General features: G+C 66.1%; 11 protein-coding genes and 1 pseudogene. 7 read left to right on the top strand and 5 right to left on the bottom strand.

Annotation, left to right across the window (positions count from 1 at the left end; all coding sequences use genetic code 11):
• Positions 1–5: 5 nt before the first annotated feature.
• From AB3X98_RS02735 to AB3X98_RS02725, 3 genes are all read left to right on the top strand, one after another.
• Complete coding sequence (locus AB3X98_RS02735; RefSeq protein ID WP_368605123.1) at positions 6–1,115, top strand: DUF484 family protein; 1,110 nt, start codon at positions 6–8, stop codon at positions 1,113–1,115.
• Between the two features lie 148 nt (positions 1,116–1,263).
• Positions 1,264–3,096, top strand: coding sequence for an SLC13 family permease (locus AB3X98_RS02730; protein ID WP_368605122.1), 1,833 nt, complete (start codon positions 1,264–1,266; stop codon positions 3,094–3,096).
• A gap of 44 nt (positions 3,097–3,140) precedes the next feature.
• Complete coding sequence (locus AB3X98_RS02725) at positions 3,141–4,613, top strand: alpha/beta hydrolase (protein WP_368605121.1); 1,473 nt, start codon at positions 3,141–3,143, stop codon at positions 4,611–4,613.
• Between the two features lie 62 nt (positions 4,614–4,675).
• Here AB3X98_RS02725 and AB3X98_RS02720 read toward each other — a convergent pair.
• A pseudogene (locus tag AB3X98_RS02720) lies at positions 4,676–5,572 on the bottom strand (S1C family serine protease); the annotation flags it as partial.
• Between the two features lie 533 nt (positions 5,573–6,105).
• Here AB3X98_RS02720 and AB3X98_RS02715 point away from each other — a divergent pair.
• From AB3X98_RS02715 to AB3X98_RS02705, 3 genes are all read left to right on the top strand, one after another.
• Positions 6,106–7,155: an AI-2E family transporter gene (locus tag AB3X98_RS02715; protein ID WP_069267055.1), complete on the top strand. Its 1,050-nt coding sequence runs from the start codon at positions 6,106–6,108 to the stop codon at positions 7,153–7,155.
• Between the two features lie 28 nt (positions 7,156–7,183).
• Positions 7,184–8,653 (top strand): amidohydrolase family protein, encoded by a 1,470-nt coding sequence (locus AB3X98_RS02710; protein WP_368605120.1) that lies wholly within the window; start codon positions 7,184–7,186, stop codon positions 8,651–8,653.
• Positions 8,654–9,227: 574 nt separating this feature from the next.
• Entirely contained in the window at positions 9,228–10,421 is a 1,194-nt protein-coding gene (locus AB3X98_RS02705) for a hypothetical protein (protein ID WP_368605119.1), read from the top strand.
• A gap of 50 nt (positions 10,422–10,471) precedes the next feature.
• Here AB3X98_RS02705 and AB3X98_RS02700 read toward each other — a convergent pair whose 3' ends face one another.
• The 4 genes from AB3X98_RS02700 to AB3X98_RS02685 form a co-directional block, all read right to left on the bottom strand.
• Positions 10,472–11,392 carry a LysR substrate-binding domain-containing protein gene (locus AB3X98_RS02700; protein ID WP_368605118.1) on the bottom strand — a complete coding sequence of 307 codons (921 nt, stop codon included), beginning with the start codon at positions 11,390–11,392 and terminating at the stop codon, positions 10,472–10,474.
• A gap of 81 nt (positions 11,393–11,473) precedes the next feature.
• Entirely contained in the window at positions 11,474–12,616 is a 1,143-nt protein-coding gene (locus AB3X98_RS02695; RefSeq protein WP_368605117.1) for a porin, read from the bottom strand.
• Between the two features lie 82 nt (positions 12,617–12,698).
• The gene (locus AB3X98_RS02690) at positions 12,699–13,739 is read right to left on the bottom strand and encodes an ABC transporter substrate-binding protein (protein ID WP_069266983.1); all 1,041 of its coding nucleotides are present in this window, start codon (positions 13,737–13,739) and stop codon (positions 12,699–12,701) included.
• Positions 13,740–13,822: 83 nt separating this feature from the next.
• Positions 13,823–14,953: a mandelate racemase/muconate lactonizing enzyme family protein gene (locus AB3X98_RS02685; RefSeq protein WP_368605116.1), complete on the bottom strand. Its 1,131-nt coding sequence runs from the start codon at positions 14,951–14,953 to the stop codon at positions 13,823–13,825.
• 249 nt (positions 14,954–15,202) lie between these two features.
• Between AB3X98_RS02685 and AB3X98_RS02680 the strand changes: the two genes are divergently transcribed.
• On the top strand, positions 15,203–16,657 hold the full coding sequence (locus AB3X98_RS02680; protein ID WP_368605115.1) for a PLP-dependent aminotransferase family protein: 1,455 nt from the start codon (positions 15,203–15,205) through the stop codon (positions 16,655–16,657).

Genomic DNA, 16,657 nt, shown 5'->3' with positions numbered 1-16,657 from the left:
GCATCGTGACACATCCCGGGACTGAGCCTTCACTGGATCTTGCTGCGCTAATCGAAACCGTTCAGCGCAACGAGCGCGCATCGAAGTCGTTCCAGGACGTGGAACTGCGCCTGATCGGCGCGCACGACTGGTGCGCTTTTCTCGAAGGGATATTCGTTTATCTGCCCGAGGTGTTCCGGCTGGCTTGCGCCGGCCTCTGGCTCGACGTCCGTACGCCGCTGCTACGCGATCTGCTCGAATCCGACTGCGGGCGCGCCGACCTCGAAGCGAATCTGCGATCGGGGCTCCAGGGCGGCCTCGCGCTGTCGCGTCTGTGCGCGGGAAACCAGCCGTGGCTTGGCCGCGTGAGCGAACTGAGCGAACTCGAGCCCGCCGTGAGCGAGACCTTCTTCGACGCGCGGACCGCGATCGGCAGTGCGATCGTGTTGCCGCTTCTGAACCGCACTCAACTGCTCGGCTATCTGTGCCTCGCAAGCGATGATTCCGCGCGTTTCGATGCCAGCATGGGCACCGATCTGCTCGCGCGCTTCAGCCGCGTTGCGGCGGCGAGTCTCGACAACGTCGCTCACCGCGAGCATCTGCGCAAGACCGGCGTGACCGACCCGCTCACGGGCCTGTCTAACCGCCGCTATTTCGACGAGCGCCTGCATCAAGAGATCCGGCGCGCGAGTTCGCACGCGGCGCCCATGTCGTGCCTCTTCATCGACATCGATCATTTCAAGCAGATCAACGACACGCACGGCCACGCAACCGGCGACCTCGCGCTGGGCGCCATCGGCACCTGCCTGAAGCAGCAGGTGCGCGTGGGGGATACGGTGTCGCGCTACGGCGGCGAGGAGTTCGTCGCGCTGCTGATGTGCGAGCTGCCCGACGCGCTGGCCGTTGCGGAACGTATCCGGATTGCGGTCGAGGCGCTCGAAGTGCTCGACGACGAGGGTGAGCGCATTGCGCTCAGCGTGTCGATTGGCGTGGCGGCGTATCGGCTCAACAGCGAGACGAATGCCGGTGCCGCGAGTCCCGAAGCGTTGGCGCGCTCGCTGCTCGACCAGGCCGATCAAGCCATGTACCGCGCCAAGCACCAGGGGCGCAACCGCGTTTCACTGCTGGAGGCGTGAAGGCTTTGACGTTCACAAACGTTTCATTAAAACGGCGTCATCGCGGCCATGACGGCCCGAGGCCGCGCTGAAACGTAAGTTTTCAAAATCCGGCACTATTTGCGGTAGCAGTGGTTTCCGAGGCCCGTTGAGCAGGCAAAACGAAATCGTGTCTACCGACCTTTTGATGACCGTTGCCTGTCTGGCCTGCGCGATCGCGATGTTCCTGATCGGCCGGCCCCGCGCGGACGCGGTGGCGCTCATCATGATCGTCGCGCTGTCGCTCTCGGGTATCGTGACGGTCAACGAGGCGCTGGCCGGTTTCTCGGACCCGAACATCGTCCTCATCGCGGCGCTCTTCGTGCTGGGCGACGCGCTCGCGCGAACGGGCGTCGCCCAGCGCGTGGGCGACTACCTGATCGAGCGCGGCGGGTCCAACGAGCGTCGCCTCGTCGTGCTGATCATGATCATCGTCGGCGTCATGGGCTCCGTCATGAGCTCGACGGCCGTCGTCGCGATCTTCATTCCCATCGTCATTCGCATCGCACGCCAGTCGGGCGTGTCGCGCGCGCGCATGCTCATGCCGGTCAGCATGGCGGCGCTCACGAGCGGCATGCTCACGCTCGTCGCCACCACGCCGAATCTCGTCATCAACAGCGCGCTCGTCTATCGCGGCTACCGGCCCTTCAGTTTCTTCGCCATCACGCCGCTGGGCGTGCCGGTTCTCGCCGCGAGCATCGGCTGGATGCTGTTCGCAAGGCGCTTTCTGACCGGCACGGATGGCGCGGAGGCGACCACGCGCCCGTCGCTGAACGACTGGGTCGCGCGCTATTCGCTCGAAGGGCGCGCCTTTCGCCTCGAGGTCGGCGGGGACTCGCCGCTCGTCGGGCAGACGCTCGGCCACACCGGGCTCGACGACGACCCCGTGGCGCGCGTCGTCGCGATCGAGCGGCGCACGCGCATGGGCGCGACGGTCCTGCCCGCGACCGCGGACAGCAGCATTGCGCCCGGCGACGTGCTGCTACTCGACGTGGAATCCGCGAGTTTCGACGTGCAGGCGTTTTGCGCGCGCTATGCGCTCGCGACGCGCCGCATGTCGGGCGCATACTTCACCGACCAGTCGCACGACGTGGGCATGGCCGAAGTCATCGTGCCGCCGGACTCGTCGCTCGTGGGCAACGTCGCGCGCAGTTCCTCGGCGCTGCGTCGGCACGGCGTGACGGTCGTCGGCCTGCGCCGCGCCGACGCCGCGCTCGAGCAGGACCTGCAGGCCACGCAGCTCAAGGTGGGCGACACGCTGCTGGTGGTCGGGCCGTGGATCGACATCTTCTCGATGCAGTCGGTGGAGCGCGACATCGTCTGTCTCGCCATGCCGGTCGAAAGCGATGCCTACGTGCCGGTGCCGCACAAGGCGCTGCACGCGCTCGCCATCATGGCGCTCGTCATCGCGATGATGCTCACGCCGCGCGTGCCGAACGTGCTCGCGGGCCTGATCGGGTGTCTGCTGATGGGCGCGTCCGGTTGCGTGAGCCTCGACAGCGCGTATCGCGCGATTCACTGGCGCAGCCTCGTGCTGATCGTGGGCATGCTGCCGTTTTCCATCGCGCTGCAGCGCACGGGCGGCATCGATATCGCCGCCGACGCCGTGCTGCGCGTTGCCGGCAACTGGGGGGCGCACGGCTTGCTGGGCGCCGTTTTCCTGCTGACGCTCGTGATCGGCACCGTGATTTCCGGCACGGCGACGGCGGTGCTGATGGCGCCCGTGGTGCTCGCGATGGCGGCGCACCTGCATGCGTCTCCGTATCCGTTCGCGATGACCACGGCGGTTGCCGCGTCGGCGGCCTATATGTCGCCGATCTCGACGCCCGTGAATGCGCTCGTCAGCACCGCTGGCGGCTATCGGTTCCGGGAATTTTTCATGGTGGGCTCGCCGGCTGCCCTCGGGGCGCTCGTGATCACCGTCATGCTGGTACCGCTCATCTGGCCGGTTTTCCCGCGCTAGCGCGAGGAAGGGCCGGCCACCCGTTCACGAGGCATTGACCGGACATGGCGAATTTCTTGACGAGAGCGTGGCTCCTTCGCTGGATCAAGCGGATTTCCCTTTTCGTGCTGATCGCATTCGTGTGCATTGCCGGCGTGCGGTTCTTCGACGCGCAGCGCAAGGCGCCGTTGAGCCTGTGGCACACGTACGTGCCGGAAGACATGCACGCGCACGAAATCGATCATGCGACGTGGGAGGAATACATCGCCAACGAGAACCGCCTGTTCGACTCGGTGAAGAAAAACGTGACCGACAAGCTGCCGGCGGACGATCGCATTCCCGCCAATCGTTACTTCTCGGGCAGCCCGATTTATCCCGGGCACTTTCGTACCAACTGGAACCGCTCATACACTCTTATGCCAGAGGGCGCGCCGCGCGGCGTGGCCGTGATGCTGCATGGGCTGACCGATTCTCCCTATAGCCTGCGGCACATCGCGCAGCGCTATCAGCAAGATGGCTTCGCGGTGGTGGCGGTGCGCCTGCCGGGGCACGGCACCGTGCCCTCGGGGCTGACCGAAGTGACGGCGGAAGACTGGGAGGCGGCCGCGCGCCTCGCCGTGCGCGAAGCGCGGCACCTCGTGCCGGCGCCTGCGCCGCTGCATATCGTGGGTTTTTCGAACGGCGGCGCGCTCGCGCTGCAATACTCGCTCGAGGCGCTGGACGACCCGAGCCTGCCGAAAGCGGATCGCCTGATCCTGCTTTCGCCGATGATCGGCATTACGCGTTTCGCGCGCTTTGCGGGGCTCGCGGCATTGCCCGCGATCCTGCCTGCGTTTGCGAAAGCCGCGTGGCTCGACATCGTGCCGGAATTCAATCCGTTCAAGTACAACTCGTTTCCGGTGAACGGGGCACGCCAGTCGTGGCGGGTCACGCGCAAGATCCAGCAGGAAGTGGCGGACGCGGCGCGCAACGGCAAGCTGGCGGCGCTGCCGCCCACGCTCACGTTCCAGTCCGTGCTCGACTTCACGGTGAGCACGAGCGCGATCGTCAGCTCGCTGTATGCGCAACTGCCTGCCAACGGCAGCGAGCTCGTGCTGTTCGACATTAATCGCACGGCGCAATGGAGCCCGCTGCTGCGCGCGTCGATGCGTGACGCGCTGCGCCGTCTCTCGCCCGTGCCGCCACTGCGTTACCGCCTGACCGTGCTCACCAACGCCTCCGCCACCTCGCCGCACGTCGTCGAAGAGAGTACGGCGCCGAACGAGACAACGGCGAAAGTCGAACCCACGGGGCTCGACTATCCGCTCGATGTCTATTCGCTTTCACACGTGGCCTTGCCGTTTCCGGTGACCGATTCGCTGTACGGCCGCAACCCCGATCCCAACGACGACCTGGGCATCCATCTGGGCGCCCAGTCCGTGCGCGGCGAAACCGGGGCGCTGATCGTGGGGGCGGGGCTTCTCACGCGGCTTTCGTGGAACCCCTTCTACGACTATATCGTCGAGCGTATCGACTACCTGGCGAGCCACGGGCCGTGAGCGCGCGTCTGGCGCGCGTCAGGCCCGGACCCGGCCAGGGTTTATGCGTGCGGCGCGAGCTCGACCTGTGCGGTCATTTGCTCGCCGTCGCGGGCCACGACGATCGATACGTTGCTGCGTGCCCGCGCGATCATGCTTTGCAGCTGCTCGACGTTGTCCACCTCGATGCCGTTGACCGCGATGATCACGTCGCCGGCGCTGATGCCAGCCGCCTTTGCCGCACCGCCAGCCTTCACGACGAGCACGCCGCCTTCCACGCCGATCTGTTGCGCTTCGTCGCCGCTGAGCGCGCGCACGGCCACGCCCAGACGCGGGTGCGCATTGCGGGCCAGCGTGGTGCCATTGCCGTGGCCGCCGCCCTGCACGATCTGATCCTTCATGTGCATGGCTTCGTCGATCGGAATCGCGAACGAGAGGCCCTGGAAGCCGCCCGTGCGCGAATAGATCATCGAATTGATGCCGATGACTTCGCCGTTCAGGTTGAAGAGCGGGCCGCCCGAATTGCCCGGGTTGACGGGCACGTCGGTCTGGATCAGGTGCGTCGGGCTATCTTCCGAAAGCTGGCGCGACTTCGCGCTGATGATGCCCGAGGTCACGGTGTTGTCGAGACCATAGGGCGAGCCGATCGCGACGACCCAGTCGCCGACCTTGCTGTTCGCCGGATTGCCGATCTTCACCGTGGGGAAACCCGTGCCGGCGATTTTCAGCACGGCCACGTCGCCTGCCTTGTCGGTGCCGATCACGCGTGCGGGGAACTTGCGGCCGTCGGTGAGCTTGACCGTCACGTCGTCCGCGCCTTCGACGACGTGATTGTTCGTCAGGATGTAGCCATCCTGGCTCACGATGAAGCCCGAACCCAGGGCGCCCGAATGGCCGTCTTCGGAGTCCGGGTTTTCCTTGACGACCTCGACATGGACCACAGCCGGGCCGTACTGCGCGACGATCGCCGAGAAGTTGGGCGCCGAGCCCCGGACGTCGTCTGCCTTGGGCACGGGTGCCGATAACGTCGTTTTCGTGATGGGGCTTTCGTCCGCGCTGGCGTGCTCATGGCTCACGACCCAGGCGCCGGCAAGCGCCACCGCTACACCGGCGATCAGGCCCCGGCGCCGATATTTGATGGTACTCATTGCTATGGTCTTCGAAGAGAGGGTGAAGGTGCGCGTAAGGTACGTTTAGCTGCTTAAACGTGACTTAAATGCAGGAGAGATCTTTTGACCGCGCGAAGAGTCGATGTGCGCGCAACGAAAAGCCGCGGCGCGGTTGTTCGGATTCCTCGCCAGCTAGCGCGCACGTCTTCTTCAAAGCGGCTAGTCTTGCGAAGTGGCGGCCGATCGCGCCCCGAAGACGCTTTATTGAGGGCCGGATGTGCGCGGCGAGGCGTGGATGGGTTGCAAACGTCTCGTGCCTGGTCCCCGCTTCGCCGCGCGACACGCTGTACGCAACCGCTGTCTACAACATCAACGCAACGTGGTTCGTCATCCCAAGCATCTCCATGAAACAGGATCTCGTCACGTTCACCTGCGTGGTCGTCATCGCCGTCATCACGGGGTGGGTGCTGTATATCGGGCGCCCGGTGCTGGTGCCGATCGCATTCGCGATCATCACGTCGTATGTGATCTACGGGCTTGCTGAAATCCTGCGGCGCGTGCCTCACGTGGGCACGCGCATTCGCGCGGGGGCGCGCTACTGGAGCGCGGCCGCGCTCATCCTCGTGGCCGCGTGGGTCGCGACCGAACTGCTGCTGTCCGATACTGACCGCATGCTGGCCGTGGCGCCGAAATACGAAGCCACGCTGCTCGCCTTGCTCGCAAAAATCACCGCGCTGTTTCATCTGGAGACCGAGGCTTCGTGGACGGCCTTCCGCCGCGAGCTGCTCGCGACCGTCAACGTCCAGTCGCTGCTCACCTCGCTGCTCGGCTCGCTCTCGTCGCTCATGGCAACGACGCTCGTCGTTCTGCTGTACACGGCGTTCTTCATGGTCGAGATGGGGCGGTTCCGCCGCAAGCTCTCCGCGGTCATGCGCGGCAAGGCGGACATGGAGCCCGTGATCGACGCCATCAATTCGAAGATCGGCACATATCTCGCGTTGAAAGCGCTGCTCGGCGTGGTGCTCGGCATACTCAGCTGGATCTGCATGCATCTGGTCGGGCTGGAGTTCGCGCCGCTGCTCGCCGTGCTCATCGTGCTGCTCAACTTCGTGCCGTATGCGGGGTCGCTCATATCCGTTGCGCTTCCCGCCTTGCTCGCCGCGCTTCAATTCGGCCAGTGGAACGAGTCGATCACGTTGCTCATTGCGCTCTCCGCGATCAACTTCGTGATGGGCAACGTGCTCGATCCATGGTTGATGGCGGGGTCGCTGAACCTGAGCCCCGCGGTCATCCTGATGAGCCTCGCCACATGGACGGCGCTGTGGGGCATACCCGGCGCCTTTCTCGCCGTGCCGGGCACCGTGGCACTCACGATCATTTTCTCTGCGTTCAGCTCGACACGGCCGCTGGCGCTGCTGTTGACGAAGGACGATGTAGTCAGGCGTGCAGAATAAAAGCGTGGCTTACTTTCACAGGTGAACTATGGCTTCCAGAATCGACCGCCGCGGCAATGCAATCCGCCCTGTCTCCGCCTGCCTGGGCGACAAGGCGCTCGCGGAGTTCGCCAGTCGCCGCATCAGCGCCGATCTTGCCCGTCGCGGCTTCCTGATCGGCATGGGCGCATCCCTGTTGAGCGCGGTGCTGCCCGAGTTCAGCAGCGCGCAGCAGCCTGGCGCCGCCGCTCCCGCCCAGCCCACGACCTTCACGAACTTTCGCCTGTTCGACGGCAAGTCCGCGGCGCTGCAGGACGGCATGTCCCTCGTCGTCGATGGCAACCGCATTTCGCGGCTGCGTCGGGGCGCGCCTGACGCGCAGAACGCGTCGGGCGGGCGCGTGATCGACTGCGGCGGCAAGGTGATGATGCCGGGCCTCATCGACATGCACTGGCATTCGCTTCTCGCTGCGGTCCCGATCGCGACCATCCTCCAGTCCGATCTGAGCTTCGTCTACCTGGCCGCGGGCGCGGAGGCCCAGCGCACACTCTTGCGCGGATTCACGACCATTCGCGACGTAGGGGGTCCCGCTTTCGCCTTGAAACAGGCCATCGACGCCGGCATGCTGAGCGGCCCGCGCATTTACCCCTGCGGCGCGATGATCACCACGACGGGCGGCCATGGAGACTTTCGTCTGCTGACCGACGTACCGCGCACGAGCAGCCAGATCAGCGAGATCGAACGCACCGGCGCGGCCGCCATCGCTGACACGGCCGACGAAGTGCGCCTGCGTGTGCGCGAGCAGTTCATGATGGGCGCCACGCAGATCAAGCTCGTGGGCTGCGGCGGTGTGTCGACCCCGCGCAGTCCGCTCGACATGCTCACGTTCACCGAGCCGCAGCTGAAAGCCGCGGTGGAAACGGCGTCCGACTGGGGCACTTACGTGCTCGTGCACGCCTACACGCCGGAATCGGTGAAGCGCTCGGTGGCTGCCGGCGTGCAATGCGTCGAGCACGGACACCTCATCGACGACCGGACGGCCGAAGTCCTGGCGAAGAACGGCACGTGGTTGAGCACGCAACCATTTACCAGCGAAGACGACGTTGCGCCGCTGGCGCCGTCGAGCCGCGAAAAGTTTCTCGAGGTGACAGCCGGGACCGACAACATGTACAAGCTCGCGCGCAAGCATGGGCTCAAGGTGGCGTTCGGCACGGACCTGATCTTTTCGCAGGCGCTGGCCACACGGCAAGGCACGATGCTCGGGCACATGACGCGCTGGTATTCGAATGCCGAGTCGTTGCGCATGGCCACTGCCACGAACGGACAGTTGCTCGCGATGGCGGGCGAGCGCAATCCGTATCCGCACAAGCTCGGCGTGCTGGAGGAGGGCGCATACGCGGATCTGCTGATCGTGGCGGGCGACCCGCTCCAGGACATGACGCTGCTGGCCAACCCCGATCAGAACCTGAGCCTGATCATGAAGGATGGCCGCGTCTACAAGGACGCGTTGAAGGCGTGACAGTGTGGGGCGCGGGCTCGCGGCGTCACCAACGTACTTAAAAAACAGCCGAAAACAAACGGGTCGCGGTCGCGATTTGGCACGCAAATCGAGGGCGAAATATCCCGCGCAGGCGTTCCGAACGCTGCGCTCATGGCGTATCAGCCACAGTCAGCCACACGATTTCTGTATCAAGATGTCACGGCGCGGGGACGCATCAAGCGCGCCCATCTGCCTGCGCAGCGCGGCCATCATGGAACGCCCCGAGCGGCCCCCGCGGGGGTCGAAATCCCGCCTGTCCTTATCCGCCATCTGGCCGATTATGCCGGTTGAACTTCGCGGCGAAGTAGCTCATATTCAAATCGACTATTTGTTACAACCGTCCAACGATCTGCGCAATAGAGTAGAGACTACAGCGAATACTTCGAATCCGGGCCGCCTGGTTGCCTCCGCTGCGACGCGCACCAGCCGCCGGTAGCCAACCCGAAACCATCCTGTCAAAGCTTCCATGCCTGCAATGTTCAACGAACCTGGCCGATCCAAGTCTGGTCCGTGGGGATGTCCATACTGCGGGACCGGTTTTAATGCGCCACTGATGATCTGTCCTCAGTGCGGCGCGAAGCAGCTTTCCTCTGGCCCGCGCACGTCGCCGGCCAGCGAATCCGTCGCGCCCGAATGGCACGATGGTTTCGCGCGCCATGCGCGCACGCAGTGGAACCCTTCTGCATTCAGCTTCAGCGGCGGCGCGCCGCGCGACAGCGATTACGAGCTGCGCGATGAGGCGCCTCGGGCGCCACGCTCGTGGTTGCCCTTCTATGCGATTGGCAGCGTAGTGTCGATCGCGTTCCTGCTGACCGCCTACATGATTTCGCACCGGACCGAGCGCGAGCCGACCCCGGGCGCCCAGATCGTGGAGGGTGCGATTCTCGGACCCAAGGCCACACCGGCCGCGCACGACTCGAAGCCGCATACGGTGCTCAGCGCGCCGCCCGTAGCCGTCGCGCAGTTGCCGCCTCCGGTTGCCAGTGTGCCGCCGCCTCCGGTCGCGAGCGTCAAGCCGCCTCCAGTCAATACAGCGCCGCCGCCCGTGGTGGCCCATGTCGCGCCGCCCGCACCGGCGCCGGCGCCTCAACCGACGCCTGCTCAAGTGCAGCCGCCGCGTACGGCGACCGCTCGCGCGGAGACCGCACCACCGCCGAGCGCTGCGGAAGAGCGCGCGCTCGCTGCAGCGAAGGCCAAGGCAGACAAGGCCAACGCGGAGAGGATTGCCGCCGCGAAGGCCAGGGCAGACAAGGCGAACGCGGAGAAGGTCGCGGCCGCGAAGGCCAACGCAGAGAAGGTCGCCGCAGCGAAGGCCGCCGCCGATTCGCGGGCCGACGTCTCGAGAAGTCTGGCGATGGCGCGCGCGAGCCTCGACAAGAACAGCCTCGGGCCAGCACGCAGTGCGATCAATTCCGCGCTCGCGGCACAACCGGGCAACGGCTCCGCGCTGCAAATGCAGGCCGAATTGACGTCGCGCGAAGATCAGCGCGATTCGTTGCTTGGCTACGCGCGGCTTTGCGCGCGCGATGGGCGGTGGGTGTGCGCCTGGCATAACGCGGGGCACGCACTGACCGTCGATTCGTCGAGCGGCGAAGCGCGGGAGATCCTCTCGCGTTCGATCGCGGCTCAGGGAGCCGGCAACATGGCACAGGGCGCCGGCCACGTGGCACAGGGCGCGGGCCCCCCCGCGGCCACGATGAGACAGGTGGACTCGGGCCCGCCGGGGCCACCGATCGATCCCAACTGACGATATCCAAAGCGCAGACGCGGGTGCGTGACGCGAGTCATGCACCCGCGCTAGCGTTGCTGGCTGCCCTGTTCGCTGTGGTAGCCGACCAGCCAGTCGCTGAAGTTGCGCACGCGTAGTGTCTCTTGCACTTCGGGACGCACGTCGAGCCAGTATCCCGAAGGTCCCACCACTTCCACTTCGCTCAGTTGCACGAGCGTGCCGTTCTCCAGTTCGGGCGCGATCATGTGCCGGTCGGCAACGGCGATGCCCAGACCCGCCACGGCCGCGTGGATCACTTGATCGAGCGTGCTGAACTCCAGTTCTCCGCGCGGCGCCATCTGCACGTCGAGCGCCGCGGCTTCGAGCCATGCTTCCCAGACCAGCAGGCGCCGGTCGATATCGAGGATATAGAGCCACGGATGCTGCGCGAGGATCTCGCGCAACGCGTCCTGATCGGCGGCGGGTTGGCTGAACTCGCGCGCCGAGCCGACCAGCACGTGGCGCTCGCGCATGAGCAGCGTGCTCTGGCCGCCCGGCAGCGGTTCCATGCCGAAGCGGATCTGGCAATCTTCGTTGCGCTCCGTGCCGTGCAGCGGCCCGTATTCGTTGGTGACGGAGATGCGCAAGTCGGGGTGGCGCACCTGGAAGTCGCGCAGGCGCGGCGTGAGCCAGCGCGTGGCGAGCGTGGGCGCGGCGTTCAGACTGAGCAGGCTGTTCGACGGGTCGGCGCGAATCGTGTCGAGCGTATGGGCGATGCTGTCGAACGCGGCCTGCAGCGTAGGCAGCAGACGCTTGCCCGCGGCCGTGATTTCGAGCCGGTGATGATGCCGCATGAAGAGCGGCGTGCCGAGATAGTCTTCGAGCAGGCGAATCTGGCGGCTGATCGCCCCCTGGGTCACGTGCAGGTTCTGCGCTGCCCGGGTGAAGCTGAGCGTGCGGCTCGCCTCCTCGAATGAACGCAGTGCCGATAAAGAGGGTAGGCGGCGCATGCAAGCCTCGCGATGCAGAAGCGCCGGCGCATTGTCGTTCGCGCCGGCGCATTTTCGGTGATAAGGACAGCGTGGAAAACGTTAGAACGCGTGCGTGATGCCCACGCGGGCGACGGCCTGGTTGTCGGTGCCCGAGGGGTTGAAGCCCGTGATCTGCGCGTTGTCCGCCGAGCCCGCCGCGTGCTGGTACACGCCCATCGCATAGAGCGAGGTACGCCTGGACAGCGCGTACTGGCCGATCAGGTTGACCTGGTGATACTTCGGCGATTTGTCGGTGGCATGGTCCTGGCCCACCGTGTAGGTGTAGCCCGCGCCCACGACGAACGCGGGCGTCACGGCATAGGTACCCGCCACTTCGAAGTTCTGGAAGTGCAGGTCGCCGCTGCCGGTGGCCGAGGCGAAGTCTACGTTCGAGTAGTTCGTCATCAGCTTGAGGCTGCCGATCACATACGACGCGCCGGCCGAGAGGATGCCCTGATAGCGTGCGTTGGCGAGCGCGTCGCCGAAAATCGAGTTCACGAAGCTGCCGCCGCTGCCATAACCGGCCACCGCCGTGATCGGATCGTTCACGCGCAGGTAGCCGACGCCCGCGCTGAAGGAGGCGAGCGTGTAGGCCGCTGCCGCGCTATACGAGGCGTTCTTCGAGAACTGGCCCGCCTGGCCGCCGAACGAATAGTGGCCTTCGAACTGGAAGCCGGCGAGCACCGGGCTCACGTATTTCACGGCGTTGTTGACCGGGAACCCGTTGTCGAGGTTGTCCATGTCGTTCGGGTGTGCGAAATACCAGCCGCCGTAGTTGCCATTGAGCGAATACGGCTCGATCAGATCGACGGTGGCGTCCCATTGCTTGCCGAAGGTGATCTGGCCGTATTGGTCCGACTTGAAGCCGACATACGCGTTGCGCGAAAACGCGAGACCGCCGCCCAGACCGCCCGTCGCCGCGTTGAAGCCGCTTTCGAGCCGGAAGATCGCGGCGTAGCCGCCGCCCAGGTCTTCGGTGCCGCGCAGACCCCAGCGACTGCCGGCGGGCACGCCGCTTTGCATCTGTACGAGCTTGCTGCCGGTGCCCGGCACGAGCTGGCCGTTCGCGCCGTTCGCCACATTGCTGGCGTAGTCCACGCCGAGATCGATGAGGCCGTACAGCGTCACGCTGCTTTGGGCGTGCGCGCCCGCTGCGGCCAGCGCCAGCGCCAGCGGCAGCGCCGCGAGAATCTTCTTATTCATTTAAGTCTCCTTATCATGGAGCCGCATTGCGCGGCCCGGCTTTTCTCGTTGGAATCGTTTTATCTCGTGGGGCGCGTCGCGCTTACGCGCCAAGCGACTTCTGCACCTTCTGCGCGACATCGGCGGGCACCCAGGTCTTCCACATCTCGGGGTGCTGCTTGAGGAACTTGAGCGCTTCGTTCTGGGCATCGACTTTATGCTCGGTCATGTCGAGAATCGTCGTGTTCAGGAAGTCGATGGGGAAGTTCACTTTCGAGAAGAACGCCATCACGTCGGGCTCGGCCTGATAGAACGGTGTCGAAACGCCGATCTTCAACTGCGAGACCAGATACGACGAGGCGCATGGCTGCGCGCTGTTGGCATCGCGCAGCGTCTTCCAGCACGCTTCGTTGAACGGGGGCATCTTGAGCTGAACGAACTTGTACTTCGCCATCAGTGCGGCCGGCTCCCAGTAGTAGGTGAGGATCGGCTTGCCGCGCGCGTAGGCCGAGGAGATGGCCGCGTCGAGCGCCGCGCCCGTGCCGGGGCGGAAGTTCGTGTAGGTGTCGTCGAGCTTGAGCAGCTTGAGCAGGCGCGTATTCACGCGTTCGCAGTCCCAGCCCGAGGGGCAGTTGAGGAAGCGGCCGCGATCCGGTTCCTCGTCATCGACGAAAAGGCCCTTGTATTTGGGCAGATCGCTCACGGACTGAAGGTCGGGCGCGCTCGCCTTGATGCCGCGCTTCGCGTCGCCGTGCACCACATAGTCGGGCACGTACCAGCCTTCCTTCGTGCCGCCCGGCAGCGTGTCGCCCACGAGCTTGACCGAACCCGCCTTGACCGCGCCGGCGATGATCTCCGAGCGGCCCGTCCATTGCTCGGACCAGATCTGCAGGTCGTTGCGCGAGAGCGCCGTTTCGGTGGCCGCTGTGCTGCCCGGCACCGTGTCCGTCTGGCAGCTATAGCCGTTCTTGAGGATGTAGCGCAGCACTTCGCTCGTGAAGTTGCCGCTTTCCCATGTGACGCCAGCGAAGCGCACGGGTTTGCCCGCGCTGCACCAGGTGCCGGCGGCGTGCGCCGGCAACGCGGCGAGGGCGAGCGGGGCCGCCAGGCAGGCTGCGCGCAAGAGGGTGGTGAAGCGTTTCATTGTGTGTCTCCGTTTTATTGAAATGTTTCGGAATGCTTTAGATGGGGCTGGCATCCGGTTCGTTGCTGCGGCCCAAAGAGGTTTCAGTCGTAACGGCTGTCGTGTGCGCGTGTCGCGGCGAGCATGGCTTCGTCGAGTTCGATGCCAAGTCCTGGCGCATCGCTTAGCTCGATCCAGCCGTTCGCGTCGATGTCGATCACGCGCTTGATCGGGAAGTCGCGCCGCGCCGGCGTCCATTCAGGCGGGTCGTACGGAAACTCGACGAACGGTGCGTGCGCAGCGCCTGCCACGACATGCAGGTTCGCCGCGAGGCCAATGCCGTTGCCCCACGTATGCGGCGTGAAGACCTTGCCGTGCGCCTCGATTTGCGCCGCGAGCCGCCGCGCGCCTTCCATGCCGAGCGTGCAGACGACATCGGGTTGATAGACGTCGAGGCAGTCGTGCGCGAGGAGCGCTGCGAACTCGTGCGCGTCGCGTGTCATCTCGCCGCCTGCGATCCGCACGGGCGTTTGCTTGCGCAACTGCGCGTGGCCCGCGTAGTCGCCGCGATGCAGCGGTTCCTCGACCCAGTACACGCGATGCTTTTCGATCTGGCGAATCACGGCGAGCGCTTCGTCGGCGCGCCACGGCGCCTGGGTGTCCCACGGCATGCGCCAGCCCTGGTTGCAATCCACCATCAGTTCGATGTTCTCGCCTGCGGCTTCGCGCACGGCGGCGAGCGCGGCGAGATCGTCGGCGAGGGTCGGGCGGCCGAAGCGCACCTTGAGCGCCGGGAAGCCGCGGGCGACGGCATGCTCGGCCCACTGCGCCATGCCGTCGAGCGTGCGATGCACGCCCGAGGACGCATAGGCGCGCACGCGTTTCGATCGGCCGCCGGCCATTTGCCAGCACGGCTCGCCGCGAATCTTCCCGGCGAGGTCCCAAAGCGCGACGTCGAGCGGCCAGAGGCGTCCCGCGTGGAAGCTGAGGTTCTCGAGCACTGCCGAGTGCCGCGCGAGGTCGAGCGGGTCGGCGCCGATGAAGAGATCCCGGTAGTCGTCAAAGCCGTACATCGCGTCGCCGGAGCCGATGCCAACGCGGCCTTCGCTATCTTCCACGCGCACGATCGTCGCCGGGAAGGCGCGCCGCGGGCGGCTGTCCCACGAGGCGGGGAACGGCGGGTCGAGCGGCAGCCGGTGCTGGCTCATGGTGATGCGTGCGATGCGATTCGTCATGGCGCGTGGGGCGCCGCCTTGGGCGCGCAGCATTGCGTGGCTTACGTCTGAAGATACGCATGCGGCGCGCCGTGGGCGGGCGATTGTCTCCTTGGCCTTGTCAGGCGTTACGGCATCCTAGAGGGTCAATTTCGTGCACTCAATGAAGTCAATTGAAGTAAATGACAGCCTTCATTTCCGCGGATTGGGCGCGATAATGACGCAGCCGTCGCGCCGTGCCGCGGCGTGCATATCTCCTTCGGGAAAACCATGAATGGCTGGATGCCCACGCTCTCGCGCAGCAGCGAACCCAAGTACCGGGCGATCGCCCAGGCCTATTCACAGGCCATTCACGGCGGCCAGATGCTGCCCGGAGAAAAGCTGCCCGCGCACAGGCTGCTCGCGAAGAAGCTCAGCGTCACAACCGGCACGGTAAGCCGTGCTTATGCGGAGCTGGAGCGCGGCGGTCTCGTGGTGGCGCGCGTGGGAGACGGCACCTATGTGGCCGAGCCCGACGCCGACGGCGCGCGCATCCAGGACCGCGCGCGCAGCGTGCCCGAGTCCAGCGAGCGGGCCGCCGCCGCGCAGGTCACGCCGGGTGCGCCGGGCATCCATGCGCCGGGACGTCTGATCGATCTCGGCCAGAACGTGCCGATGCCGACCGACGAAGCCTTCCTGCTCACGCAGACCTTGCGCGAGCTGGCCACCGACGAGCGCCTCGCGGGCGAACTGCTGCTTTATCAGCCCGAAGGCGGGCGCCGCTCGCACCGCGAGGCGGGTGCGCGCTGGCTCGCGCGCATGGGCTGCACGGTGGCTGCAGAGCGTGTGCTGGTGACGCAGGGCGCGCAGCACGGTCTTGCCTGTGTGTTGCGCGCGGTGCTGCGGCCAGGCGACACGATCTTCGCCGAGGCGTTGAGCTATCCGGGCATCGTCGCGCTCGCGCGGCAGTTGCGGCTGAATCTCGTCGGCATCGAAATCGACGAAGAGGGCATCGTCCCCGCCGCGCTCGAGCGCGCGTGCGGGCTGCTCGCCCCGCGCGCGCTCTTTTGCGTGCCGACGCTGCACAACCCGACCACGGCGACGCTCTCCGAAGCGCGCCGCGCGCAGATCGCCGAGATCGCGGTGCGCCATCACCTCGTCGTGATCGAAGACCTCGTGCCCGCCGCGTTGCTCGACGCGCCGCCCACCCCGCTCGCCGCGCGGCTGCCCGAGCACGGCATCGTCATCAGCAGTCTCTCGAAGGCGGTTGCGCCGGGCCTGCGCGTGGGCTATGTGCAGGCGCCGCAGGACTGGGTCGGCAAGATCCTCGCGGTGATACGCAGCGACTGCTGGATGACGTCGCCGCTCGCAGCAGAGATCGCGGCGCGCTGGATCGTGGATGGCGAGGTCGATCGGCTCATCGCGCAGCAGCGCGCGCAGGTGGACGCGCGCCATGCGATCGCCGCCGAAGTGCTGGCGGACTGGACGTATCGCACCGATCCGGCGAGCCCGCATCTTTGGCTGCCGCTCGCCGAGCCCTGGCGCGCCGCCGAATTTTCCGCGGCGCTGCGTCAGGCCGGCGTGCTTGCGAAAACGGCGGACAGCTTCGTGATCGGCCGCGGGTCGGCGCCGCACGCGGTGCGCCTGAGCCTCGGCGGCGCGCGCAGCCACGAGGCCCTGCGAGAAGGGCTGGAACTGCTGGCGCGCACGCTGCGCAACGGGCCGGAAGGGCTTTATTCGGCCTGA

It is taken from the genome of Paraburkholderia sp. BR14312 (assembly GCF_040948675.1).
Lineage (GTDB): Bacteria > Pseudomonadota > Gammaproteobacteria > Burkholderiales > Burkholderiaceae > Paraburkholderia > Paraburkholderia nodosa_A.
Note: the sequence above shows the minus strand (reverse complement) of the source record. Positions and strands in the feature narration are given on the sequence as shown.